This window comes from Cognatishimia activa, assembly GCF_017798205.1.
Classification (GTDB): domain Bacteria; phylum Pseudomonadota; class Alphaproteobacteria; order Rhodobacterales; family Rhodobacteraceae; genus Cognatishimia; species Cognatishimia activa_A.
Genome location: NZ_CP060010.1, coordinates 2,613,953 through 2,634,891, shown reverse-complemented (window position 1 = coordinate 2,634,891; position 20,939 = coordinate 2,613,953). Strand labels below are relative to the sequence as shown.

Annotated in this window: 23 protein-coding genes and 1 tRNA gene; 14 read left to right on the top strand and 10 right to left on the bottom strand. The window is 55.7% G+C overall.

Annotated elements, in window-relative coordinates:
* Positions 1 to 52: 52 nt before the first annotated feature.
* The gene (locus HZ995_RS12950) at positions 53 to 1,237 is read left to right on the top strand and encodes a cytochrome b/b6 domain-containing protein (RefSeq protein WP_209356074.1); all 1,185 of its coding nucleotides are present in this window, start codon (positions 53 to 55) and stop codon (positions 1,235 to 1,237) included.
* 54 nt (positions 1,238 to 1,291) lie between these two features.
* On the opposite strand, the gene HZ995_RS12945 is transcribed toward HZ995_RS12950, so the two are convergent.
* Positions 1,292 to 1,864: a YceI family protein gene (locus tag HZ995_RS12945; protein ID WP_209356073.1), complete on the bottom strand. Its 573-nt coding sequence runs from the start codon at positions 1,862 to 1,864 to the stop codon at positions 1,292 to 1,294.
* A gap of 103 nt (positions 1,865 to 1,967) precedes the next feature.
* Positions 1,968 to 2,408, bottom strand: coding sequence for a hypothetical protein (locus HZ995_RS12940; RefSeq protein WP_209356071.1), 441 nt, complete (start codon positions 2,406 to 2,408; stop codon positions 1,968 to 1,970).
* A gap of 291 nt (positions 2,409 to 2,699) precedes the next feature.
* Here HZ995_RS12940 and rpsF point away from each other — a divergent pair, with 291 nt between their 5' ends.
* The 6 genes from rpsF (at position 2,700) to HZ995_RS12910 (ending at position 6,290) form a co-directional block, all read left to right on the top strand.
* Positions 2,700 to 3,056: a 30S ribosomal protein S6 gene (gene rpsF / locus HZ995_RS12935; RefSeq protein ID WP_209356070.1), complete on the top strand. Its 357-nt coding sequence runs from the start codon at positions 2,700 to 2,702 to the stop codon at positions 3,054 to 3,056.
* 25 nt (positions 3,057 to 3,081) lie between these two features.
* The gene (gene rpsR, locus HZ995_RS12930) at positions 3,082 to 3,309 is read left to right on the top strand and encodes a 30S ribosomal protein S18 (RefSeq protein ID WP_009805008.1); all 228 of its coding nucleotides are present in this window, start codon (positions 3,082 to 3,084) and stop codon (positions 3,307 to 3,309) included.
* 12 nt (positions 3,310 to 3,321) lie between these two features.
* The gene (gene rplI / locus HZ995_RS12925; RefSeq protein WP_209356068.1) at positions 3,322 to 3,939 is read left to right on the top strand and encodes a 50S ribosomal protein L9; all 618 of its coding nucleotides are present in this window, start codon (positions 3,322 to 3,324) and stop codon (positions 3,937 to 3,939) included.
* Positions 3,940 to 4,138: 199 nt separating this feature from the next.
* On the top strand, positions 4,139 to 4,537 hold the full coding sequence (locus tag HZ995_RS12920) for a helix-turn-helix domain-containing protein (RefSeq protein ID WP_209356067.1): 399 nt from the start codon (positions 4,139 to 4,141) through the stop codon (positions 4,535 to 4,537).
* Between the two features lie 31 nt (positions 4,538 to 4,568).
* Positions 4,569 to 5,270, top strand: coding sequence for a helix-turn-helix transcriptional regulator (locus tag HZ995_RS12915; protein WP_209356066.1), 702 nt, complete (start codon positions 4,569 to 4,571; stop codon positions 5,268 to 5,270).
* A 207-nt stretch (positions 5,271 to 5,477) separates the two neighbouring features.
* A complete protein-coding gene (locus HZ995_RS12910; protein WP_209356064.1) occupies positions 5,478 to 6,290 on the top strand; it encodes an acyl-homoserine-lactone synthase in 813 nt (270 codons plus the stop codon).
* A 243-nt stretch (positions 6,291 to 6,533) separates the two neighbouring features.
* On the opposite strand, the gene tig is transcribed toward HZ995_RS12910, so the two are convergent.
* From tig to HZ995_RS12890, 4 genes are all read right to left on the bottom strand, one after another.
* Positions 6,534 to 7,868 (bottom strand): trigger factor, encoded by a 1,335-nt coding sequence (gene tig, locus HZ995_RS12905; protein WP_209356063.1) that lies wholly within the window; start codon positions 7,866 to 7,868, stop codon positions 6,534 to 6,536.
* A 190-nt stretch (positions 7,869 to 8,058) separates the two neighbouring features.
* On the bottom strand, positions 8,059 to 9,201 hold the full coding sequence (locus HZ995_RS12900; protein ID WP_209356062.1) for a sialate O-acetylesterase: 1,143 nt from the start codon (positions 9,199 to 9,201) through the stop codon (positions 8,059 to 8,061).
* 62 nt (positions 9,202 to 9,263) lie between these two features.
* Complete coding sequence (locus tag HZ995_RS12895) at positions 9,264 to 9,536, bottom strand: spike base protein, RCAP_Rcc01079 family (RefSeq protein ID WP_245168667.1); 273 nt, start codon at positions 9,534 to 9,536, stop codon at positions 9,264 to 9,266.
* Positions 9,537 to 9,654: 118 nt separating this feature from the next.
* Positions 9,655 to 9,739, bottom strand: a tRNA-Leu gene (locus tag HZ995_RS12890).
* A 303-nt stretch (positions 9,740 to 10,042) separates the two neighbouring features.
* Here HZ995_RS12890 and HZ995_RS12885 point away from each other — a divergent pair.
* Both HZ995_RS12885 and glnA read left to right on the top strand, forming a co-directional pair.
* Entirely contained in the window at positions 10,043 to 10,381 is a 339-nt protein-coding gene (locus tag HZ995_RS12885; protein ID WP_209356060.1) for a P-II family nitrogen regulator, read from the top strand.
* 35 nt (positions 10,382 to 10,416) lie between these two features.
* A complete protein-coding gene (glnA, locus tag HZ995_RS12880) occupies positions 10,417 to 11,823 on the top strand; it encodes a type I glutamate--ammonia ligase (RefSeq protein WP_209356059.1) in 1,407 nt (468 codons plus the stop codon).
* A gap of 231 nt (positions 11,824 to 12,054) precedes the next feature.
* Here the strand turns inward: glnA and HZ995_RS12875 are convergent, their stop codons facing one another.
* Positions 12,055 to 12,780 (bottom strand): heme-dependent oxidative N-demethylase family protein, encoded by a 726-nt coding sequence (locus tag HZ995_RS12875; RefSeq protein ID WP_209356057.1) that lies wholly within the window; start codon positions 12,778 to 12,780, stop codon positions 12,055 to 12,057.
* Between the two features lie 163 nt (positions 12,781 to 12,943).
* On the opposite strand from HZ995_RS12875, the gene dddP reads away from it, so the two are divergent.
* Together dddP and HZ995_RS12865 are read left to right on the top strand one after the other, a co-directional pair.
* Positions 12,944 to 14,284: a dimethylsulfonioproprionate lyase DddP gene (dddP, locus tag HZ995_RS12870; RefSeq protein ID WP_209356056.1), complete on the top strand. Its 1,341-nt coding sequence runs from the start codon at positions 12,944 to 12,946 to the stop codon at positions 14,282 to 14,284.
* 99 nt (positions 14,285 to 14,383) lie between these two features.
* Positions 14,384 to 15,601: a bifunctional alpha/beta hydrolase/OsmC family protein gene (locus HZ995_RS12865; RefSeq protein WP_209356054.1), complete on the top strand. Its 1,218-nt coding sequence runs from the start codon at positions 14,384 to 14,386 to the stop codon at positions 15,599 to 15,601.
* Between the two features lie 59 nt (positions 15,602 to 15,660).
* Here HZ995_RS12865 and HZ995_RS12860 read toward each other — a convergent pair whose 3' ends face one another.
* Positions 15,661 to 16,566: an MBL fold metallo-hydrolase gene (locus HZ995_RS12860; protein ID WP_209356053.1), complete on the bottom strand. Its 906-nt coding sequence runs from the start codon at positions 16,564 to 16,566 to the stop codon at positions 15,661 to 15,663.
* Positions 16,567 to 16,683: 117 nt separating this feature from the next.
* A complete protein-coding gene (locus HZ995_RS12855; protein WP_245168666.1) occupies positions 16,684 to 17,046 on the bottom strand; it encodes a hypothetical protein in 363 nt (120 codons plus the stop codon).
* A 48-nt stretch (positions 17,047 to 17,094) separates the two neighbouring features.
* Between HZ995_RS12855 and purB the strand changes: the two genes are divergently transcribed.
* The 3 genes from purB (at position 17,095) to HZ995_RS12840 (ending at position 20,053) form a co-directional block, all read left to right on the top strand.
* Positions 17,095 to 18,402 (top strand): adenylosuccinate lyase, encoded by a 1,308-nt coding sequence (purB, locus tag HZ995_RS12850; protein WP_209356051.1) that lies wholly within the window; start codon positions 17,095 to 17,097, stop codon positions 18,400 to 18,402.
* 133 nt (positions 18,403 to 18,535) lie between these two features.
* Positions 18,536 to 19,063, top strand: coding sequence for a tetratricopeptide repeat protein (locus tag HZ995_RS12845; RefSeq protein ID WP_209356050.1), 528 nt, complete (start codon positions 18,536 to 18,538; stop codon positions 19,061 to 19,063).
* Between the two features lie 60 nt (positions 19,064 to 19,123).
* Positions 19,124 to 20,053, top strand: coding sequence for a lysophospholipid acyltransferase family protein (locus tag HZ995_RS12840; RefSeq protein WP_209356049.1), 930 nt, complete (start codon positions 19,124 to 19,126; stop codon positions 20,051 to 20,053).
* Here HZ995_RS12840 and HZ995_RS12835 read toward each other — a convergent pair.
* Positions 20,045 to 20,758 carry a DUF1223 domain-containing protein gene (locus HZ995_RS12835; RefSeq protein ID WP_245168665.1) on the bottom strand — a complete coding sequence of 238 codons (714 nt, stop codon included), beginning with the start codon at positions 20,756 to 20,758 and terminating at the stop codon, positions 20,045 to 20,047. The two genes, HZ995_RS12840 and HZ995_RS12835, sit on opposite strands and share 9 nt — an antisense overlap.
* Between the last annotated feature and the right edge of the window lie 181 nt (positions 20,759 to 20,939).

Here is a 20,939-nt window from a genome sequence, read left to right as displayed (position 1 = left end):
GTGACGTAGGGGCGACTAACGTCAGCGCAACTCGCAAATTCAGGAGCATGCAATGGCCCTCACCAATACCGACAGAGCCTATGGCGGTGTCACCAAGACCTTCCACTGGTTGACCGCCCTTTTGATTTTCACAGCCTTTCCGCTGGGCATCCTCGCCCATGACGCGCCTTTTGACACGAGCGACGAGCTGACCCGCAAAGCGCTCTTGTTCTCTTTGCACAAGACCGTCGGCGTGATGGCTTTCTTCACCGCGCTCTTACGCATACTCTGGGCATTGACCCAGACACGCCCCGGCCTGTTGAACGCAGACCACCGCCTCGAAGCCTTTGCGGCCGAGACCGCCCATTGGGTACTTTACGGCTGTATGCTGCTGGTCCCTTTGACCGGCTGGATCCACCATGCCGCCGCCGAAGGCTTTGCGCCGATCTGGTGGCCTTTTGGTCAGGCCCTGCCCTTTATCCCTAAGGACGCGCAGCTCTCGGCGATCTTTGGGTCGATACATACAACACTCACACCCGTGCTCGCCCTGACAATCCTCGCACACATCGGCGGAGCCCTCAAACACGCGATCATCGACAAAGACCACACGCTGCGCCGCATGATGCCCGGTCTGTCTGATGCCCCGACACCCCCTGCGCAAAAGCACTCACGCCTGCCTTTCCTCGCGGCGCTCGGCATTTGGGCGCTCGCGATGACCATTGGCGTATTGGATGCTCCCAAAGCCGAACAGACACAGCAAGCCGCGCTGGCTGAAGTCTCGTCGGAATGGACCGTCCAAGACGGAGAGATCGCCCTGACCATCCGCCAATTCGGCTCTGACGTGCGCGGCAGTTTCGCGGATTGGACCGCAGACATCGCCTTCAACGAAACGCCGACCGGCCGCAAACACGGCAGCGCAGAGGTTCAGATCGCAATCGGGTCTTTGTCGCTGGGATCGGTCACGCAACAAGCCATGGGGCCTGACTTCTTTGATGCCACGACCTTCCCTACAGCAACTTTTTCGGCGGAACTTCTTGCCGGAGACGCAGGGCACATGGCTCAAGGCACGCTCACCGTCAAAGGCGCAACGGTTCCCGTGACTTTCCCGTATGATCTCACCATCGAGGGCGACACGGCCACGGTCTCGGCTCAAACCACGCTCAACCGGCAAGACTTTAACGTCGGCCAATCCATGCCTGATGAAAGCTCACTGGGCTTTGCGGTGATCATAGACATCAATTTCACCGCCGCGCGTTAAACGAAAAAGGCCCCCGAAATCTCGGGGGCCTTTTTTAGAATGAGCAAGAAGGGCTTATTCAGCCTTCATCGCCTCGATGGAAATAACCACCTGAACTTCATCGCCCACGAATGGCGCGAACTGGCCGAGGTTGAAGTCGGTACGCTTCAACTCTGTGGTCGCATCAAAGCCAGCGAACGGTACGCCTGCCATCGGATGCACCATAGCTTGGTTCAGCTTGGCATCCAGAACAACAGATTTGGTCACATCGTTCAGCGTCAGATCACCGGTGATCAGCGCGGTGTCGTCACCGGTCACTTCGATGCCGGTGGACACGAAAGACACCATTTCGTCTTCGCTCGCGTCAAAGAAATCTGGACTCATGAAGTGACCAAACCGCGCTTCCCAACCTGTCAGCATAGAGCGTACAGGCATAGAAACAGATACAGAGGACTTCGCTGGGTCTTCTTGGTCGAACTGAATGTCGCCTTCAAAACCCGAGAACATGCCATAGGTGGTCGAGAACCCGAGGTGGTTATACGAGAACACGATCTGGCTGTGAGATGGGTCCAGTTTATAGGCTTCGGCTTCGGCAAAAGAAGACGTGGCCGCGGCGGCAAGGCCCGCAGCAAGGATAAGAGATTTCATAGGGTTAGCTCCAGTTTCAGATGGCTCTAACATCGAAGATGACGCAGGGAAAACAACCTGAGCTTTACAACATCCAATGTGCGAAAACGCACATCACATTCTGTTAAGCCGCCTTGGACGGGGATTGACAGGTTTCTGACACTTGTTTGGCCGACATGGCATCTTGCATCGCGATGTTGATCGAGAGTCGCGCATCCTCAGACGCAACGGACAAATGCCTACCACTGACGTCTACTTGCGCCACGTCTGTGGACATCACGCATTGCGCGGCCTCCCAACCGGCATCGACCGGTACTAGGATGAATTCGCCATACTTTGGATCGAAATGTAGCTCGCTGGATGGCGGACGTTTGCCGGTTCGGGCAAAAACGATGCCTGTCGTGAAAATCAAAACACCCAGGGTGAACTTTGCCAGTTGAAACCCTTCTGGCAATCCCGGGAACGGAAAAACAGCCACAGCCGACCCGACAGCACAAAGCAGGGTGCCTAAGCTCCCTGCCAGCAAACGCACCCAGAACTGGGCACTTAATTTTGGGGCGGGCATCACGACCCTATTCAGGGGCCGGGACTCCGTGACATTCGCCATCTCTGCTTCGCCTTGAAAGAACAGAAGTTAACATTTCGCACCCTGCCTATGAATTGAGGCAGGAATTGGGCGATTGGATAAGGAAACTAACTGTTTCCAAATCAGATAATGCTTGTGAATCGAGGGGGGTTCGCTATATAGCGCGCAATCTTTCGCACTTATCTAAAAACCGCGCAGTCTCTCGTGGGTGGGACGCGAAAGAGTTTTATCCCGCCCTTTGAAATGCGCTTGAAATGAAATGGAGCTCACATGCCACTTTATGAGCATGTCTTTATCTCGCGCCAGGACCTGTCCAACGCGCAAGCTGAAAGCCTCGTTGAGCACTTCGGTACTGTCCTTTCGGACAACGGCGGCAAAGTCGTCGAAAGCGAGTACTGGGGCGTTAAAACAATGGCCTATAAGATCAACAAGAACCGCAAAGGTCACTACGCCTTTCTGAAGACCGACAGCCCTGCGCCAGCGGTTCAGGAAATGGAACGCCTGATGCGCCTGCATGACGATGTTATGCGCGTTCTGACGATCAAAGTCGACGAGCACGCCGAAGGCCCGTCCATCCAAATGCAAAAACGCGAAGAACGTGGCGAGCGCCGCGAACGTCGCTCTTAATTGCGCGAAGAAAGGACACTAAACCATGGCTGCAAAACCATTTTTCCGTCGTCGCAAGGTCTGCCCATTCTCCGGTGAGAATGCGCCAAAGATCGACTACAAAGACACGAAACTGCTGCAACGCTACATCTCTGAGCGCGGCAAGATCGTTCCATCCCGCATCACTGCGGTTTCCGCGAAAAAGCAACGTGAACTGGCTCGCGCAATCAAACGCGCCCGCTTCCTCGCGCTGCTGCCATACGCTGTGAAGTAAGGAGAGACTGACATGCAAGTTATCCTTCTCGAACGCGTTGCGAAACTGGGCCAAATGGGTGACGTCGTTGACGTAAAACCTGGCTACGCCCGCAACTTCCTCTTGCCACAAGGCAAGGCGCTGACTGCTTCTGAAGGCAACGTTGCTTCCTTCGAAGCGCAAAAAGCTCAGCTGGAAGCCCGCAACCTGGAAACCAAAGCAGAAGCCGAAGCGCTGGCAGAGAAACTCGACGGTCAGAAGTTCGTCGTGATTCGCTCCGCGTCTGACGCCGGTTCCCTCTACGGCTCTGTCACCCCACGTGACGCCGCCGAAGTTGCGACCGAAGCTGGTTTCTCTGTGGACCGTAAGCAAGTCGCTCTGATCGCACCGATCAAAGACCTTGGCCTCCACAATGTTGCTGTGAAACTGCACCCAGAAGTGACCGTTGAAATCACTCTGAACGTTGCCCGCTCTGAGGAAGAAGCCGAACTGCAAGAGTCCGGTAAATCCATTCAGGAACTGGCGGCGGAAGAAGAAGCGGCTGCAGAATTCGAAATCGCCGAACTGTTCGACGATATCGGCTCTGCCGCGTCTGATGACGACGAAGACTCTGCTCCAATCGTTGACGAACCTGTTAACGACGACGAGTAACACTATATTAACATGAAACGTTGATGCGCGGTCTCCGCGCATCGGCACACCAAGCAAGGAAGCGCAGAAGCGTCATAATAATTTAAAGCGACGAAATCGCCTGCCAGAATTCGGCACCCGTGCTTGTCAAAAATTTACGATTTGCCATGTCGGCGCCTGTGTGCCGGTTTGGATGTTGAATAAAGACCGCAGGTGAGAAATGAATAAGATTGACGTACTCGTTGGCAAGCGCATTCGTGCCCGCCGTCACGCCCTGAGCGTCAGCCAGTCTGAACTCGGCGAGGCCATTGGCGTTAAATTCCAACAAATTCAAAAGTATGAAACCGGTGCCAACCGCGTCAGCGCCTCTCGCCTCTGGGCCATTGCCGAGCGTTTGGGCGTGGATGTCGTCTATTTCTTCGAAGGTATCGCCCGCGAAACTGACGCGACGGTGGCCGTGGATCCGGTTGACAAGATGGACTTCTTGTCGGACCGTGACACAATCGAAATGATGGAACTGTATCGCAAGCTGCCTCAAACGCAGCGCAGTGCGGTTCTCGCGTTCATGCGGTCGATGGCCGTGGAAAGCAAAACGGGTAATCTAAGCGTCGCTAAGTAAGCTGCCGGCGACGTTTCATTGGGGGTGGCAATTGGACCTGATAAGCCTGCACGACATTCCGGAATCGGAAGATCGTTACACTAAGTTTCTGCACAATATTTGTGAAACCTATGAGTTTGACGATGCAGCTTATGCAGGCATAAATCCGGTTGGTGGCGTCATGCATGCCATCGTCACCTACAGCGATGAATGGCAGACTTACTATCAGGACAACCACCTGCACACGATCGACCCTACCCTGCATTCAGCCATGCGCAGCGTCGCACCTGTAGACTGGCTCCGCCTGAACAAAGATCAGAACTTCCGCAAGGTCTTTGACCCTGCCCGCGAATTTGGCATCGGCGACAAAGGCATCACTATCCCGATCCGTGGCCCATTTGGCGAGTTCGGCATGCTCAGCGTCACCCGCGACTGCAGCAAGGAAGAATGGATCAAACTGCGCAATAACGTCATGATCGAACTGCAGCAAGCCGCAGCGCATATGCATGACAACGTGATGCGCACAGAGCCCCTGTCGCGCTATCTGCACCACCCGAACCTCTCCAAGCGAGAGCTCGAAGTCCTGCAATGGCTGGCCGCCGGGAAATCACAGCAGGATGTGGCGGATATTCTGAATATCTCTACACGCACTGTCGAAGTTCACGTCCGTTCATCACGCGAAAAACTCGTCGCCCTGACCACATCTCAGGCCGTTGGTCGCGCGATTGGGATGAACCTAATTTTCCCCGGTTAATTCCACCACCATCCTGTGGATAACTCTGTGTGTAAATGTGGGAAAACTGCGCCAAAATCGCTGTATCCGCTCTCACAGACCTAGGGAAATCCCGTATAAACCTCTGAAATAAGGTGAGAAATCCCAAACTACGGGTTTCCCACAATACCCGCACCCAATGGCACGCCGTTAACCTTCATTCACGGCAAAGCACAATTGGGGGTGCACATGATTTTAACAATAGACGCATTGAACATGCATCGCTTCCCGACGATCCTGGAAGACATGTTTCAGCTTCGCGCGCGGGTTTTCGCAGGTCGTTTGGGATGGGATGTGACCATCACGGACGGCAAAGAGATCGACCAATTCGACAATATGAATCCTAGCTACATTGTGGGCCTGGATGACGAGATGAACGTCATTTCCTGCGCACGTGTTCTGCAAACCATGGGGCCGCATATGCTGGCCGATGTGTTTGACGCTATTCTGGACGGAGAACCTCCGGTCCGAAGCCCGAACATCTGGGAATCCACCCGCTTCTGCGTTGATACACAGCGCATCAAAAGCGAAGACAGCAAGACCACAGTGTCCAAAGCCACATGTGAGTTGATGGTGGGCATTCTGGAATACTCCAAGGCGGCGGGTATCACCGATATCATCACTGTGATTGATCCGGTCATGGACCGCGTTTTGAAACGCTCTGACAACGCGCCTCATGGCTATGTGGGCAAGACTGTTCCAATGGGCAAGGTCTCGGCTCTGGCGGCGCTTTTGGACTGCACAGACGAGCGTATCGGCAAGGTGCGCGCTTTTGCAGGTATCGAAGGCGATGTCATGCTTGATGAGGATGCGGCGGTTGCGAAAATTGAAGCTCTGGCCATGGAACCGCCAATGCCGGGTGTGACTGATCCGAAAGAATTGCAGACCTATTTTGACGAGCAAATCGCAGAGGCTTCCTCGGACAAGGAACGCTCGGCGGTATTGGCATTGCGCAGCGCACTTTCGATGCGCCTGCCCTCTGCGCTTACAGCGACGATCTAAGGTCGCCCTACACAAACACGGCATGCGATTCGTCGCCTGTCACGACATTTATTAAAAGTTTAGATCAAAGTTATTTCTTCGGCCGAGGGTGCTACCCTGTGACCTTGGCCACCCAAATCGCCTTATTCCCCAAGGCGTGTTGCGTAGAGTGTGGCGCAATGAAAAGGGGCTGCTCAATATTTCTGAGCAGCCCCTTTTTGATTTTGGATTGAGGCGCAGCGTTAGGCCGCGCCCAAGCGAGGATTACTCCTCGTCCAGTGCCTCAACAGCTTTTTCCAGATCGGCTTTGCTGACTTCTTTGTCAGAAACCTGAGCCAGTTCAAACACATAGTCGACGACTTTGTCTTCAAACAGTGGCGCGCGCAGCTGCTGTTGCATCTGCTGGTTCTGCTGAACGAATTCAAAGAACTGACGTTCCTGACCAGGATACTGGCGCGCTTGGTTCATGATCGCTTGGGTCATTTCCGCGTCAGACACTTCGACTTCGGCTTTCTGGCCCAGCTCTGCGAGCAGCAGGCCAAGACGCACGCGGCGTTCTGCCAAAGAGGTGTGCTCTTCGGTTGGTTCGATCTCTGGGTGGTCGTGACCTTCCACCTCAGGGTTTTCCTCGTGCCACAGTTGGTGCGCGATTTGGTTTGCTTCTGCTTCAACCAAGGACGGAGGCAGGTCGAAGGACACAACCTTGTCCAGCGCATCCAGCAGCGCACGCTTCTGAACCTGACGTGCAGCACCTGCGTATTCCGCAACCAGACGTTCAGTGATCTGCTCTTTCAGAGCGTTCAAATCTTCGGCGCCGAATTGTTTGGCCAGCTCGTCATCAAGTTCAGCCGCCACAGGCTCTTTGACTTCTTTGATGGTGCAGGTGAACACAGCTTCTTTGCCCGCCAGATGCTCGGCTTGGTATTCTTCTGGGAAGGATACGGTGACGTCCTTCTCTTCTTCGGCTTTCACGCCAACCAGCTGCTCTTCAAAGCCAGGGATGAACTGACCAGAACCCAGAACCAGTGGGAAATCTTCGCCCGCGCCGCCGTCAAAGGCTTCGCCGTCGATTTTACCAACGAAATCCATCACAACCTGGTCGCCATCTTTCGCTTTGGAGCCTTTGCGGCGGGATTTGAAGTTCTGCGCAGTCTCGGCAAGCTTGCCAAGCGCTTCTTCAACGTCGGAATCCTCTGGCTTCACAACCAGCTTTTCCAGCTCGATGGATTTCAGATCAACTTCTGGGATCTCTGGCAGAGCTTCGTAGGACATGTCGACAACTACATCGTCGCCTTCTTTCCACTCTTCGCCATTCTGCATCTCGATCTTTGGCTGCAGCGCAGGACGATCACCGGATTCTTCAAAGTGGCTGCTCATCGCGCCGTCGATGGACTCTTGCATCGCTTCGCCCAGAACACGCTGGCCGAATTGCTTTTTCAGCAGCGCCATAGGCACTTTGCCTTTGCGGAAGCCCTTCATTTCAACGTCTGGCTGCGCTTCAGCCAGTTTTTCGTTGACCTTCGCGTCCAGCTCATCTGCGGTCAGCGTGATGGTATAGCCGCGCTTCAGGCCTTCATTCAGGGTCTCGGTGACCTGCATTGTATCGTCCTTCTTTCAACCTAAATAGCGGCACCGATTGGCACCGCCTTTAACTTCTTCATGCGTTGACGTCGCTCTCTATAGATCAGGGGGCAGAATGACAAGGCAAAAGGCGCGCGTGAAAGGCACGGATTTGCCAATGATCTAAGGGCAAGGCGCAAAGAAAAGGCGGCCCGAAAGCCGCCCCTTGTCAAAGATACCCTTCCGCGATGAATCGCCGTGCCGCAAGCCGCCCCATCACGCGGCTGCCCCAGGCGGTCACATGGGTGCCGTCTTCGATATATCCGGTGGGATGCGAGATCGTGTGGACGCCGGCTTGCGCCAGGGCATGCCCACTGTCTTGATCCATATTTTGCTGGGTTTCACGGAACAGATCCTGATAGATTGCCACTCCGTCCGGTGGCGGGCCAAGGATCAGCCACTGGATCGTACCCGTCCCCAAATCCACCTGCATCTGATTGCGCATCGCCGCAAAAGCTGGCGGATAGTCGACATCAAAGGTCGCGCTATAGTCCCCCTGCCCCTGCGCCCAGAGGGCACCGATGACCTCGGATCCTGCAGGCAAATTGGCCAGCCCCTCCGTCACCAAATCCACCGCATTTTGATAGGCCGCCCGATCCGCCGTGGTCGCCACCGGGTTCCAATCGCCATCAGCGCCCACCAAAGACGTCTGCGACCACGCGCCTGCGACAATCACGAGGTTATGGCTCTCTGGCACAAAGGGCAGCAGCTCCTGTGCAAATGCCGCCGCCGGAGACACGCCCTGACCGATCGACTGATACTGCAGCGGGACATGCATCGCATGCGGCTCGGCCCGAGTGGTGCCACGACCGGCATAACTCGCCCCGGGCAGATACAGACATCGCGCCCCGGGCCAATAGTCAAAGCTGCGATTGACGCCTAGAGACACCGACGAGCACTCCATCAAGGATTGTCCCAAGGCCAGCACCACCTTGGCAGGTTTCGTCAAAACATCCCCCATATCAACCACTTGCAACCCAAGCAGCCGGCAAGAGGAATTGCTCCCCGTCAGAAAATCCAAAGAACCCTGATTGCTCGCAGCTGGAAATTTCCACGTTTGCATGCCCTCAGCCTGACGTGTGCCCTCTGGCATATAGGTCGGGCTCAGAAACCGAGCTCGCGTCGTGCCCGAGACATCCGCCGTCACCGAATGCACCCAGAGATTGCCCGAGAAATTCCCCGCAATGGTGACCCGAGAATTCGCGCCCATCAGGATCTCTCCATCGCCCAGGGTCACATCGCCCGTGGTCGAAGTCACATGGCTCATGTCCTGCAGGGTCGCCTGCCTAATCGGCAGGAGCCCGGCCGGCATTCGTGCTCGCACCTGCGCTGCTTGGCCTGCGCTCTGTCCTATACCCACACCCAGATCCAGCATCAGACCACAAACGTCTTGATGCCAGAGGCCGTGGTGCCGGTTGCATAGACCCGACGCACATTCAGGTTAAGCTCTGAAAAATCAGGCACTTGCACGGTCACGCTCGCGGTCCCGTTCACCCCCATCACCACCAGCGCCCCGCCGGTTTCCACATAAAGCTTCACCGCAGGTTGCGGCAGATCGGCCCCGTCATTGGGCACCACGTCGACCATATTGCCAAAGGTGCCCGCCAAACTGCGAGTCATTCCCAGAGTTTCATCGTAAATATCCATTTCCCATCCTCACATACGCGTTTTGAGTAAGGATCAGGGCTAGCTAAGATTGATGAACACACCGCCAACAGCGCGCGCGCCGCCGTAATGCTTCAGTAACCTATGTCAGAAGAAAGAGTGGTGCGGGTGGAGGGACTTGAACCCCCACGCCTCGCGGCGCCAGAACCTAAATCTGGTGCGTCTACCAATTTCGCCACACCCGCACATCGCTGGCGCATCGCTGCCGCCAGTTCGCGTGTCTCTAGCAAAGCTATTTGCGGGATGCGAGTGGAAAATGCATCTTTGTCCCAGTAAATTTCCGTGCACCCCACCCTGCGTTACGCCCATATTCACAAGGCCCAAAGTGGCAAAGTTTTCATTTCGCCCCTTTTCGCGCCTATTTGCCTATTTTTTAATCACGATTCAAAAACTGACCCTAGCCTTTCGACCCAAAACGCCCTATCCGATTGTCGCCCCCTCAGGAACATGGGATCAGCACGACATAACTCAGGTGAGGAGACCCCGAGATGAAAAAAATCGAAGCCATCATCAAGCCATTCAAACTTGATGAAGTGAAAGAAGCTTTGCAGGACGTAGGTGTCCAAGGTCTTTCGGTGATCGAGGTCAAGGGTTTCGGTCGTCAAAAAGGCCATACCGAACTCTACCGCGGCGCAGAATATGTCGTGGACTTCCTGCCAAAGGTCAAAATCGAAGTCGTTCTGGACGCCGACATGGTGGACCAGGCGATCGAAGCGATCGTCGACGCAGCGAAAACCGATAAAATCGGGGACGGCAAAATCTTTGTCAGCTCTGTCGAACAAGCCATCCGCATCCGTACCGGTGAATCCGGCGCGGACGCCCTGTAAACACTCCGAACTCTTTTAGTAGAAGGAAAGCAAGCATGAGCGCAGATGCAGTTCTCAAGCTGATCAAAGACGAGGAAGCGGAATACGTAGATATCCGTTTCACAGACCCTCGTGGTAAACTTCAGCACGTCACCGTGATGTCCACAGAAGTCGACGAAGACTTCCTGGAAGAAGGCTTCATGTTCGACGGTTCCTCCATCGCTGGTTGGAAATCCATCGAATCCTCTGACATGAAACTGATGCCAGACACCAACTCTGCTTACGTAGATCCTTTCTACGCAGAGAAAACCATCTGTGTGCACTGCTCTATCGTTGAGCCAGACACCGGTGAAGCCTATGAGCGTGACCCACGTTCCACTGCTGAAAAAGCAGAAGCGTACCTCAAGTCTTCCGGCATCGGTGATGTCTCCTACTGGGGTCCAGAAGCAGAATTCTTCCTGTTTGACGACGTTCGCTTCTCTAACACCATCAACAAAGTGTCCTACGAAGTTGATGCTCAGGACGGTTCCTGGAACTCTGACACCGAATACGAAATGGGCAACACCGGTCACCGTCCAGGTGTCAAAGGTGGTTACTTCCCAGTAAACCCAATCGATGATGGTCAGGACATCCGCTCCGAGATGCTCTCCACCATGAAGCGTCTGGGCATGAAAGTGGACAAGCACCACCACGAGGTTGCGTCCTGTCAGCACGAGCTGGGCCTGATCTTTGGTTCGCTCACTCACCAAGCGGACGAGCTGCAGAAGTATAAGTACGTGATCCACAACGTGGCACAGTCTTATGGCAAATCTGCAACCTTCATGCCAAAGCCAATCGCAGGCGACAACGGCACCGGCATGCACTGCAACATGTCCATCTGGAAAGACGGCAAGCCTCTGTTTGCTGGTGACCAGTACGCGGATCTGTCCCAAGAAGCTCTGTACTTCATCGGTGGTATCCTGAAGCACGCGAAAGCGTTGAACGCCTTCACCAACCCATCCACCAACTCTTACAAGCGTCTGATCCCAGGCTTCGAAGCCCCAGTTCTGCGCACATACTCTGCACGTAACCGTTCTGGCTGTGTTCGTATCCCTTGGACCGAATCTCCAAAAGCCAAGCGCGTTGAGGCACGTTTCCCGGATCCATCCGCGAACCCATACCTCTGCTTCGCAGCGCTTCTGATGGCCGGCATCGACGGCATCAAGAACAAGATCGACCCAGGCCCGTCTTACGACAAAAACCTGTACGATCTGCCTGCAGAAGAACTGGCTGGTATCCCAACTGTCTGTGGCTCCCTGCGCGAAGCAATGGAAGAGCTGCAAGCGGACATGGACTTCCTGCTGGCTGGCGACGTGTTCACCAAAGACCAGATCGAAGGTTACATCGAGCTCAAAATGGAAGAGATCGAAACCTACGAACATACCCCACACCCAGTGGAATTCGGTATGTACTACAGCTGCTAAGCTGCTGGAATATTACGGAAAAGGCGTCCCTCGGGGCGCCTTTTTTTGTTGGGTGAAAGCCATGCCAAAACGGACCCGCGGGGTCGCTCTCTAAACATTTCAATATGCCCGTTTATCTCCGCCTAATCCGCAGGACATATCCGGCTCGAACAGCCTCAACCAAAAAGCGGCCCCAAAGGGGCGGGTCCGCTTTGGCATGGCGGCCTTCGGCCTTGTCCCATGCCTAGGGCGCTACGCCTCGACGATATAGGTGTGAATTGCAAACACGACCGCCTGTGTCTCAGGCAACCGCATAATCACCTGCCGTTCACTCCGTAGATACCGCCGCTCTTCATAGTCATCCTCGCGCGGCGCATCCTCTGTCCTCGGATGAAACAGCTCTGCATCCGCATAGTGCAACGCATTGAACCGCCACACAGGCCTCCCCACGCGCACCCCATCAAACAACCGCTGCACGCGTTTCGCGATGTTGGCGTCATAGCTTCGAACTGGCTTGTGAATACGCACCAAAGGCTTCATGAATTTCTCCGCCAAAGTCCAACTTGCCGGAAAACACAACAACGCACCCGTCAGCACATGCTCGTTGCCCTGCTTTTGCAGAATGCAGAAATCCTCCTGCACCAACTGAGCCAACGTTCCAAGCGGATCCTTATAATTAAGCGCAACCGCGCGCCCGTCAGGGCGCGCCACCGAGTCACTTGAGCCAGAAAACCCATGCTTTTCAATCAGTTCACGCACAACCATCCGCAACAGCTCTTGCGCTGCAGGCACAGCCCCCGCGTCCAAAGCCACCACTTCAGCACGCCGCTCCGCGAGCAACTCGGCCTTTCGCGCCAATTGCGCAACGTAAGCCTCATCCAGATGCAACCAGCTCGACTCCCCCAGAGGCGCAACGCCCGGAAGCGGTTTTTCCACCGTCACATCATAGGGAATCTCATCTTGCAAAATGACAGACATCACCGCGCAGCCTCAAAGCGTCTTTGACGCAAAACCTCTCGCAATTCCCGGCAAAAGAGAACCCCATTTCCCAAAAGCGCCGCCCAAACCCCGTCCAAAGGTCGCTTTTTGACCGGACATGGCCGCATCCCGCCCCGCATCCTGACCTCAGGAGGAGAGCCAGATGAATTATTCCCGCGACCGCCGCAAGATTGACCCATCCAAAGGTGTCATGCTCGGGGACAACACCCCAAACGACAACGACCGCATCGAGATCGGCCCGACCCAACTTGCCTTCCGCGAGTGGGAAGCCGCAGGCCTCACCCTGCCCGATCTGCCCCGCATGCGCGAATTTCGCCTCAAGCGTTTGACCAAATTCATCCAGGACCGCGACTATGCGGGCCTCTTGGTGTTTGATCCGCTGAACATCCGCTACGCGACCGACAGCACCAATATGCAGCTCTGGAACACCCACAACCCCTTCCGCGCCACGTTGATCTGCGCGGACGGTTATATGGTGATGTGGGATTACAAGAACTCGCCCTTCCTCAGTGAATTCAACCCCTTGGTGCGGGAACAACGTTCCGGTGCCTCGATGTTCTACTTCTCGGTTGGGGACCGGATCACCGAGGCGGCAACGAAATTCACAAACGAGGTCATCGACCTTTTGAACGAACACGCGCCGGGCAACAAACGTCTCGCGGTCGACAAAATCATGATCGACGGTCTGCGCGCACTGGAAAGCGCAGGGCTCGAGGTCTTCCCCGGCGAAGAGCTCACGGAGAAATGCCGCGCCGTGAAAGGCCCTGACGAAATCCTCGCCATGCGCTGCGCCTCTGTGGCCTGCGAGGCCGCCGTCAAGGAAATGGAAGACTTCGCCCGCGAAGCCATTCCCGGCGGAGGCGTCTCTGAAGATGATGTCTGGGCGATCCTGCACAAAGCCAATATCGAACGCGGCGGCGAGTGGATCGAAACCCGTCTGCTTGCCTCTGGTCCGCGCACAAACCCGTGGTTCCAGGAATGCGGCCCGCGTCTGATTAGCAACAATGAGATCGTCAGTTTCGACACCGACCTCGTCGGCGCATACGGAATTTGTATCGATATCTCAAGATCTTGGTGGATCGGCGATGAAAAGCCCCCAGCCGATATGATCTATGCGATGCAGCATGGGGTCGAGCATATCCAGACCAATATGGAGATGCTGAAAGCAGGTGTGTCCATCAATGATCTGTCAGCCAACGGCCATGTATTGGATCCGCAGTTCCAGAAACAGAAATACAGCTGCATGATGCATGGCGTCGGCCTCTGTGATGAATGGCCCCATGTGGATTACCCGGGCACAGGCCACGAGGACGCCTTTGACTATGAACTCGAGGCGGGCATGACGCTCTGTGTTGAGGCTTTGGTCAGCCCCGAGGGCGGCGATTTCTCGATCAAGCTAGAGGATCAGGTGCTGATCACGGAAGACGGCTATGAAAACCTCACCAAATATCCGTTTGATCCGGCGCTGATGGGCCAGACCTAAGTCGCAGCTCTTCACCTTGGCGTGACCCTTGTTTCGCTGGGGTTGGCGCGGCGGAGTGGATGCCCCAAGTTAAGGCATCCACAGCCAAGGATCTGCCCCATGCCAAGCGAACGCGTCTCATTTATCGGCCACAGCGGCGAAAAGCTGGCCGCCCGTCTGGATCTGCCCGAAGGACCCCATCTGGCGACCGCCCTTTTTGCGCATTGCTTTACCTGTTCCAAAGACATCCCGGCCGCGCGTCGGATAGCCGGGCGATTGGCCGCCATGGGCGTGGCGGTTCTGCGGTTTGATTTCACCGGGCTCGGGCATTCGGAGGGCGAATTCGCAAACACACATTTCACCAGCAATGTGCAGGATCTGAACGCAGCCGCAGACTACCTGACAGAGCGCGGCATGGCCCCGAGCCTTCTGATCGGCCATTCTCTTGGAGGCGCGGCGGTTCTGCGGGCGGCGGGCGAACTTGAGAGCGTGAAGGCTGTGGTCACACTCGGTGCGCCCTTTGATCCGGCCCATGTGACGCATAATTTCGGCGGTGCCTTAGAAGAGATCAGCGAGAAAGGCGAAGCGCAGGTCAGCCTTGGCGGACGCCCCTTCAAAATCCGCGAGAGCTTTGTTCAGGATGTTGAGGCGCAAAACCTCAAGCCTCTGATTGCAAACATGAAAAAAGCACTGCTCGTGATGCATGCGCCGCTAGATGACATCGTAGGGATTGAAAACGCGTCAGAGATCTTCCTTGCGGCCAAACACCCCAAAAGCTTTGTTACATTGGATAACGCCGACCACCTCATCAGCCGAGGCGAAGACGCTGAATATGCCGCCGAAGTGATCTCGGCATGGGCCGCGCGCTATCTGGACCTTGCGCCACCTGCCCCACCTATCGGAGCTCCTGAAGGCGTTGTGCGCGTCTCGGAAGCGGATGCCGATGGTTTCTTGCAGGACGTGAACTCTGGGCCCTTCCATCACACGCTCGCGGATGAACCGCTGGCCTATGGCGGCACCAATAAGGGCATGACTCCCTATGGATTTCTGGCCTCTGGCCTGGGCGCTTGTACGTCTATGACGATCCGCATGTACGCGCGCCGCAAAGGGTGGAAACTGGACCACGTTTGGGTGGATGTCAGCCACAACAAAGTGCACGCTCAGGATGCCTCGACCGGATCCGGCGACAAGATCGACAGCTTCAAGCGGGTGATTCACCTCGAGGGTACGCTCACCAGCGATGAACGCGCGCGGCTTTTGGAAATAGCTGACAAATGCCCGGTACACCGGACGCTTGAGAAATCCAGCCAAGTGGTCACTGAACTCGCGCCCGGCTAAACAAAACAAGGCGGAGATACCTCCGCCTTGCCTTTGAAATCCTTAGACTTTCACGAAGTTTAGAGCGTCAGCTGATATGTCGCTGGCTCGTACTCAAATCCATCGCCGCGCGTGGAGACATATCCAATGGCCGGGAACGGCATGTGATAGCCGGTGAAGGGGATTTTGTCCGTCGCCAGCATATCCAAGATTTGCCGACGCCGCGCCGCAGCGCCTGACTTGTCCATATCAAAACGCACTTCCCAATCAGGATACCCCAGCGACCAGACATAGTGGTTCGCGAAATCGGCCCCCAACAGCATCGACGCCCCATTGCTTTCCAGCATATAGGCCATATGCCCCGGCGTGTGCCCGCTTGCATCCATGGCCGTGATACCAGAGGCCACAGACGCGCCATCAGACACGAAAGAGAACTTCTCAGCCAACGGCATGACCTTGGCCTTGTAGTTCTTGTTGTCCTGCCCCGCCCAGAAATTGTTCTCGGCCGCACCAGAGACATATTCCGCACCGGCAAAGGTCTCGCCCGCATCGCCCATGAGGCCGCCGATGTGGTCGCCGTGCATATGGGTGATGATCACTTTGTCGATCTGATCAGCGGTATATCCCGCGGCCTCGATCTGCGCCAAAGTCGCCTGACCGTTGAGGCCTGCGTCAAACAGAACCAGCTCTGATCCTGTGTTCACAAGCACCGGCGTGAAATAGAAGCGCGTGCGATCGGCAGGGATATTCGCCATGCTGGAAGCCGCCGCGAAGTCGTCGGCGCTGACGTTCAGGCCAAATATCTTTTGCGGCTCTTCGACAACGCGGGTCCCGCCGGCCAGAGTCGTGATCTCAAAGTCGCCCAAGGTGACGCGATGAAACCCGCCAAAGTTCACGCCAAGCTTCGGCGCTGCCGCTGCCAAAGGCGAGGCCAGCGCTGCGCTCGCCACGCCGCTGGCCAGGAATGTTCTGCGATTAAGGGTCATCTCTGCGTCCTCCCGAGACATAATCATAACATGTTACACTTGCGAGCTAGTGCGCCGCGCGTGAGAGACCAGACAAATTTCAACCTTTGCGCGAAATCTCACTGCTGTGTGAACCGGCTATTCCTCGACAAAAACGCCTTCGCTCACGTCATTAAACGCGCCAGTAAAGCGGATCTGATCGCCTTTTTGCGAAACGTCATAGCAATCCCATGGCGCTTGTGGCGGCCACTGGCTGCAGTATTGATCGTCCCGCACAGCCCAATAGCCCCAGCTATCCCGCCCCGCATTGTAAAGCGTGCGACCCGAGGCACGGAAATCCTGCCAGGCGTTCTCATATTGTAGTTTTTTGCCCGTCAGAGCCTCTTGGATCTGCGCACCCGTCAGCGGAACCCAGTCTTCTGCGGCGGCTGGCATGGCCAATACCAATAAAACAAGGGCTTTGCGCCACATTTTCCCGTCCTTCACTTGTTCATTCGTCATGCGCAGTCTATACCGCCCGCAACTTCCCAAAAGACACAAGGCTGTGACATGATCCCACGCTATTCCCGCCCCGAGATGGTGGCCATCTGGTCTCCGGAAACGAAGTTCCGCATTTGGTATGAAATCGAGGCGCATGCCTGTGATGCACAAGCGGATTTGGGCGTGATCCCGCGCGAAAACGCAGAGGCAGTTTGGAAAGCCAAGGATGTCGAATTTGACGTCGCCCGCATTGACGAGATCGAAGCGGTCACCAAACACGACGTCATCGCCTTCCTGACCCATCTGGCGGAACATGTCGGTTCAGAAGAAGCACGTTTTGTGCATCAGGGCATGACATCCTCTGATGTTCTAGACACCTGCCTGAACGTGCAGCTGGTGCGCGCCGCGGACATTCTGATCGAAGACATGCACGGTCTGCTCGCTGCGCTGAAGAAGCGCGCGATGGAGCATAAGAACACCGTTCGTGTCGGTCGTTCTCACGGTATCCACGCGGAGCCAACCACCATGGGCCTGACCTTTGCGCGGTTTTATGCGGAAATGGATCGTAACCTCGAGCGCCTGAAAGCTGCGCGTGAAGAAATCGCGACCGGTGCGATCTCTGGCGCCGTTGGCACATTCGCCAATATCGACCCGGCGGTTGAGGAACATGTCTGCGAGAAACTCGGCCTGAAACCAGAGCCGATCTCCACACAGGTCATCCCGCGTGACCGTCACGCCATGTTCTTTGCGATCCTTGGCGTGATTGCATCGTCCATCGAAAACGTCGCGATCGAGATCCGCCACATGCAGCGCACGGAAGTGCTGGAAGGCGCAGAATTCTTCTCGATGGGCCAGAAAGGCTCCTCCGCGATGCCGCACAAGAAAAACCCTGTCCTGACCGAAAACCTCACAGGCCTCGCGCGTCTGGTGCGTATGGCCGTTGTCCCTGCGATGGAGAACGTGGCCCTGTGGCACGAGCGTGACATCTCGCACAGCTCTGTGGAACGTATGATCGGCCCGGACGCCTGTGTGACGCTTGATTTCGCGCTGGCACGTCTGACCGGCGTAGTCGACAAGATGCTGATCTTCCCTGAGAACATGCTCGACAATATGAACAAGTTCCCAGGCCTCGTGATGTCTCAGCGTGTGCTTCTGGCCCTGACCCAAGCCGGTGTCAGTCGCGAGGACGCCTATGTCATGGTGCAGCGCAATGCTCTGAAAGTCTGGGAGTTCCGCACCGATTTCCGCGAGGAACTTCTGGCGGATGAGGACGTGGTAAACGCGCTGGGCGTTGACGGTATCAACGAGAAATTCGACATGGGCTATCACACCAAACATGTCGACACGATCTTTAAACGCGTCTTTGGCGAGAGCTAAGCCGCACTAAAAACCGTTTAAAAACAAGGGCCGCAGCAGAAAGTTGTAAACATTTTCGTGATCACGGGAATAAATCCCCGCTGTCGAACGTATTCCTCATGATAACGTCAACAGATCCCATGGAGGAATGATCATGAAACTTGTTTTAGCTGCGGCCCTGACCCTCGCCCCCCTGACGGTCCTCGCGGCAGGCACGACCCCAAGCACCCCAGAGCCGACCGCGGATGAGAAATGCGACGACGGGCTGGTCTGGGACAAAGACACCAAAGAATGTGTCGAACCCTCTGAGTCCACTCAAAACGACGCCTACCTTTTGGACAGCGCGCAACGCTATGCCTATGCGGGCGATTATGGCGATGCGCAAAAGGTTCTGCGTGCTGTGAAATCGCAGGACGCCAGCCGCACGCTGGCGCTCTGGGGCTTTACTCACCGCAAGATGGGCAACATCGAGGTCGGGCTATCCTTTTACGACAAGGCACTTGAGGTCGATCCCAACAATATCCTCGCGCGGTCCTATCTGGGTGAGGCCAAGGTCAACATGGGTGACTACGACGGCGCTCTGGCGCAACTGGCCGAAATCCGTGCCCGTGGCGGCGCAGGCAGCCGTGCAGAAACCCTTCTGCTGAAAGCGATGTCGGGCGGCAGCACCTACGACAGCTAAGCGCTTTTCTTGCGTCCCGCCCGTACAGGCATTAAGTCTGATGAAAACACGAGCGGGACCATGGCCGACAAACCTCCTTTTTCTCAACGCGCAGGCAATTGGCTTCTGAATGCCATTGGCCGTTCTGTGATCTTGATGATGCTCGCATTGCCTTACGTACCGCGCATGCACCTAGCGGGTTGGCTTTTTGCCCGTGTGCTTGGCCCCCTCTCGGGCGCGAGAAAGCGCATAAAGCAGAATTTGGCCTATGTCTGGCCTGAGTTGCCTGCGAATGAGGTCGACAAACTCTGTATCGCAGTTCCCGACAATATCGGAAGATGCCTTCTAGAACAGTACTCCGCGCGGGAATTCAACGAGCGCGTCTCAAAGCTAGCGCCTATTGGCCCTGGCATTACGGCTCTCGACGAAGCACGCGTTAACAATCGGCCGATCATCGTGGTCTCTGGGCATTTCGGTAATTGCCACGCAGCGCGCAGTCTTATCATGCAACGTGGGCACAAAATCGGCGCACTATATCGCGACATGTCTAACCCTTACTTCAACCCTCACTACGTTGAAGCACTTGCTGCAATCGCCAGTCCAATGTTCGGCCGGACACGCCGCGGCATGGCGGAGATGGTGAAGTTTCTGCGACAAGGCAACACGGTCGCGATCCTACCGGATCAATATTACAGCAGTGGAATGATTGTTAATTTCTTTGGTAAACCTGCGCCGACGGCTTCCTCAGTAGCGGAACTTGCTTTGAAATACGACGCCCTGGTTGTGCCCGTCTACAGTCGCCGTTTGAAAGACGGGATCTCTTTTGAGGTTCTTGTCGAAGAGCCCATCCCGCATAGCGATGTGAAGACCATGACCCAAGCCATCAACGACGGACTGGAAGAACAAATCCGCAAGTCACCTGAACAATGGCTTTGGTCACACAAAAGGTGGAAGCCCGAGCGCGCGCATCTGGACAAGCGCAAGGACATGAAACTGGATATCTCAGTTTAAGCGCGCGGCGGCTACGATCTGGCCGTGGTCTTCGTGCTGAACCAGAACCACAATCGGCTGATCACCTTTGACATTGGCCTTGAACGTACGATCAGAGCGCATGTTCCAGGTGCCTACGCGCAACCATTCAGTTACGATATTGGCATAAAGCAATTCCCGCCCCGCGTTCTCGCCGCGTTTGATGTTTCGCGTAGCCTCAGGCTCGTAGCGAACCAACTGCACAGACATGCGCGAGCGCTTAACCGTGCCGGGATCAAGGGAAATCTCCAAAACATCCCCAGTACGGGTCAAAGAAACTGACACATCATTCGCAGCCTCTGCATGTTTGCTGATGAAATGTTTCACTTCGCGCGGGTGGCTGCCAATCACGTGATCCAACCCGCCAATGATCATCTGAGGCGTGTAGATCGTCCGCTGCCCTGCTGCGCGGGCATAGCCGCGTTGCCGGTCGGTATAGGCCGGATCTGCAAAATCATCTTTCCAACCGATATAGTCCCAATAATCCACATGCAGCGCCAGCGCGATCACGTCGTCCCTTTTTGCCAGTTCTTTGGCCAGAAATGCATCCGCCGGAGGACAGCTCGAACAGCCTTGCGAGGTGTAAAGCTCGACCACAACAGGCCCGCCAGCAACAACTGCACCTGCAGAAACGCCAAGCCCCGCGCTCAGGAGTGCCGCTTGTATCCACCGAATAAATCGCGCCATTTGTTCCATCCAAATCTTGCTAAGTCTCGACCTTGATAAAAAACTTCCCGTTGAAACACCAATCAAGCCTTCGCGAGATCGCCGCTAAAAACTGTGAGGTCGCGTGTGCGAACGCGGTGTTTCGCACAAGACCTGTTCAATTTTGTCTCTTGCGTTGCGCACCTATTGTCGCCACCTAAAC

Excerpts from the sequence above, each read along its gene's own strand:
- HZ995_RS12950 (WP_209356074.1), top strand. The coding sequence starts at position 53 with ATGGCCCTCACCAATACCGACAGAGCCTATGGCGGTGTCACCAAGACC.
- HZ995_RS12945 (WP_209356073.1), bottom strand. The coding sequence starts at position 1,864 with ATGAAATCTCTTATCCTTGCTGCGGGCCTTGCCGCCGCGGCCACGTCT.
- HZ995_RS12940 (WP_209356071.1), bottom strand. The coding sequence starts at position 2,408 with ATGCCCGCCCCAAAATTAAGTGCCCAGTTCTGGGTGCGTTTGCTGGCA.
- rpsF (WP_209356070.1), top strand. The coding sequence starts at position 2,700 with ATGCCACTTTATGAGCATGTCTTTATCTCGCGCCAGGACCTGTCCAAC.
- rpsR (WP_009805008.1), top strand. The coding sequence starts at position 3,082 with ATGGCTGCAAAACCATTTTTCCGTCGTCGCAAGGTCTGCCCATTCTCC.
- rplI (WP_209356068.1), top strand. The coding sequence starts at position 3,322 with ATGCAAGTTATCCTTCTCGAACGCGTTGCGAAACTGGGCCAAATGGGT.
- HZ995_RS12920 (WP_209356067.1), top strand. The coding sequence starts at position 4,139 with ATGAATAAGATTGACGTACTCGTTGGCAAGCGCATTCGTGCCCGCCGT.
- HZ995_RS12910 (WP_209356064.1), top strand. The coding sequence starts at position 5,478 with ATGATTTTAACAATAGACGCATTGAACATGCATCGCTTCCCGACGATC.
- tig (WP_209356063.1), bottom strand. The coding sequence starts at position 7,868 with ATGCAGGTCACCGAGACCCTGAATGAAGGCCTGAAGCGCGGCTATACC.
- HZ995_RS12900 (WP_209356062.1), bottom strand. The coding sequence starts at position 9,201 with ATGCCGGCCGGGCTCCTGCCGATTAGGCAGGCGACCCTGCAGGACATG.
- HZ995_RS12895 (WP_245168667.1), bottom strand. The coding sequence starts at position 9,536 with ATGGATATTTACGATGAAACTCTGGGAATGACTCGCAGTTTGGCGGGC.
- HZ995_RS12885 (WP_209356060.1), top strand. The coding sequence starts at position 10,043 with ATGAAAAAAATCGAAGCCATCATCAAGCCATTCAAACTTGATGAAGTG.
- glnA (WP_209356059.1), top strand. The coding sequence starts at position 10,417 with ATGAGCGCAGATGCAGTTCTCAAGCTGATCAAAGACGAGGAAGCGGAA.
- HZ995_RS12875 (WP_209356057.1), bottom strand. The coding sequence starts at position 12,780 with ATGTCTGTCATTTTGCAAGATGAGATTCCCTATGATGTGACGGTGGAA.
- dddP (WP_209356056.1), top strand. The coding sequence starts at position 12,944 with ATGAATTATTCCCGCGACCGCCGCAAGATTGACCCATCCAAAGGTGTC.
- HZ995_RS12865 (WP_209356054.1), top strand. The coding sequence starts at position 14,384 with ATGCCAAGCGAACGCGTCTCATTTATCGGCCACAGCGGCGAAAAGCTG.
- HZ995_RS12860 (WP_209356053.1), bottom strand. The coding sequence starts at position 16,566 with ATGACCCTTAATCGCAGAACATTCCTGGCCAGCGGCGTGGCGAGCGCA.
- HZ995_RS12855 (WP_245168666.1), bottom strand. The coding sequence starts at position 17,046 with ATGACGAATGAACAAGTGAAGGACGGGAAAATGTGGCGCAAAGCCCTT.
- purB (WP_209356051.1), top strand. The coding sequence starts at position 17,095 with ATGATCCCACGCTATTCCCGCCCCGAGATGGTGGCCATCTGGTCTCCG.
- HZ995_RS12845 (WP_209356050.1), top strand. The coding sequence starts at position 18,536 with ATGAAACTTGTTTTAGCTGCGGCCCTGACCCTCGCCCCCCTGACGGTC.
- HZ995_RS12840 (WP_209356049.1), top strand. The coding sequence starts at position 19,124 with ATGGCCGACAAACCTCCTTTTTCTCAACGCGCAGGCAATTGGCTTCTG.
- HZ995_RS12835 (WP_245168665.1), bottom strand. The coding sequence starts at position 20,758 with ATGGCGCGATTTATTCGGTGGATACAAGCGGCACTCCTGAGCGCGGGG.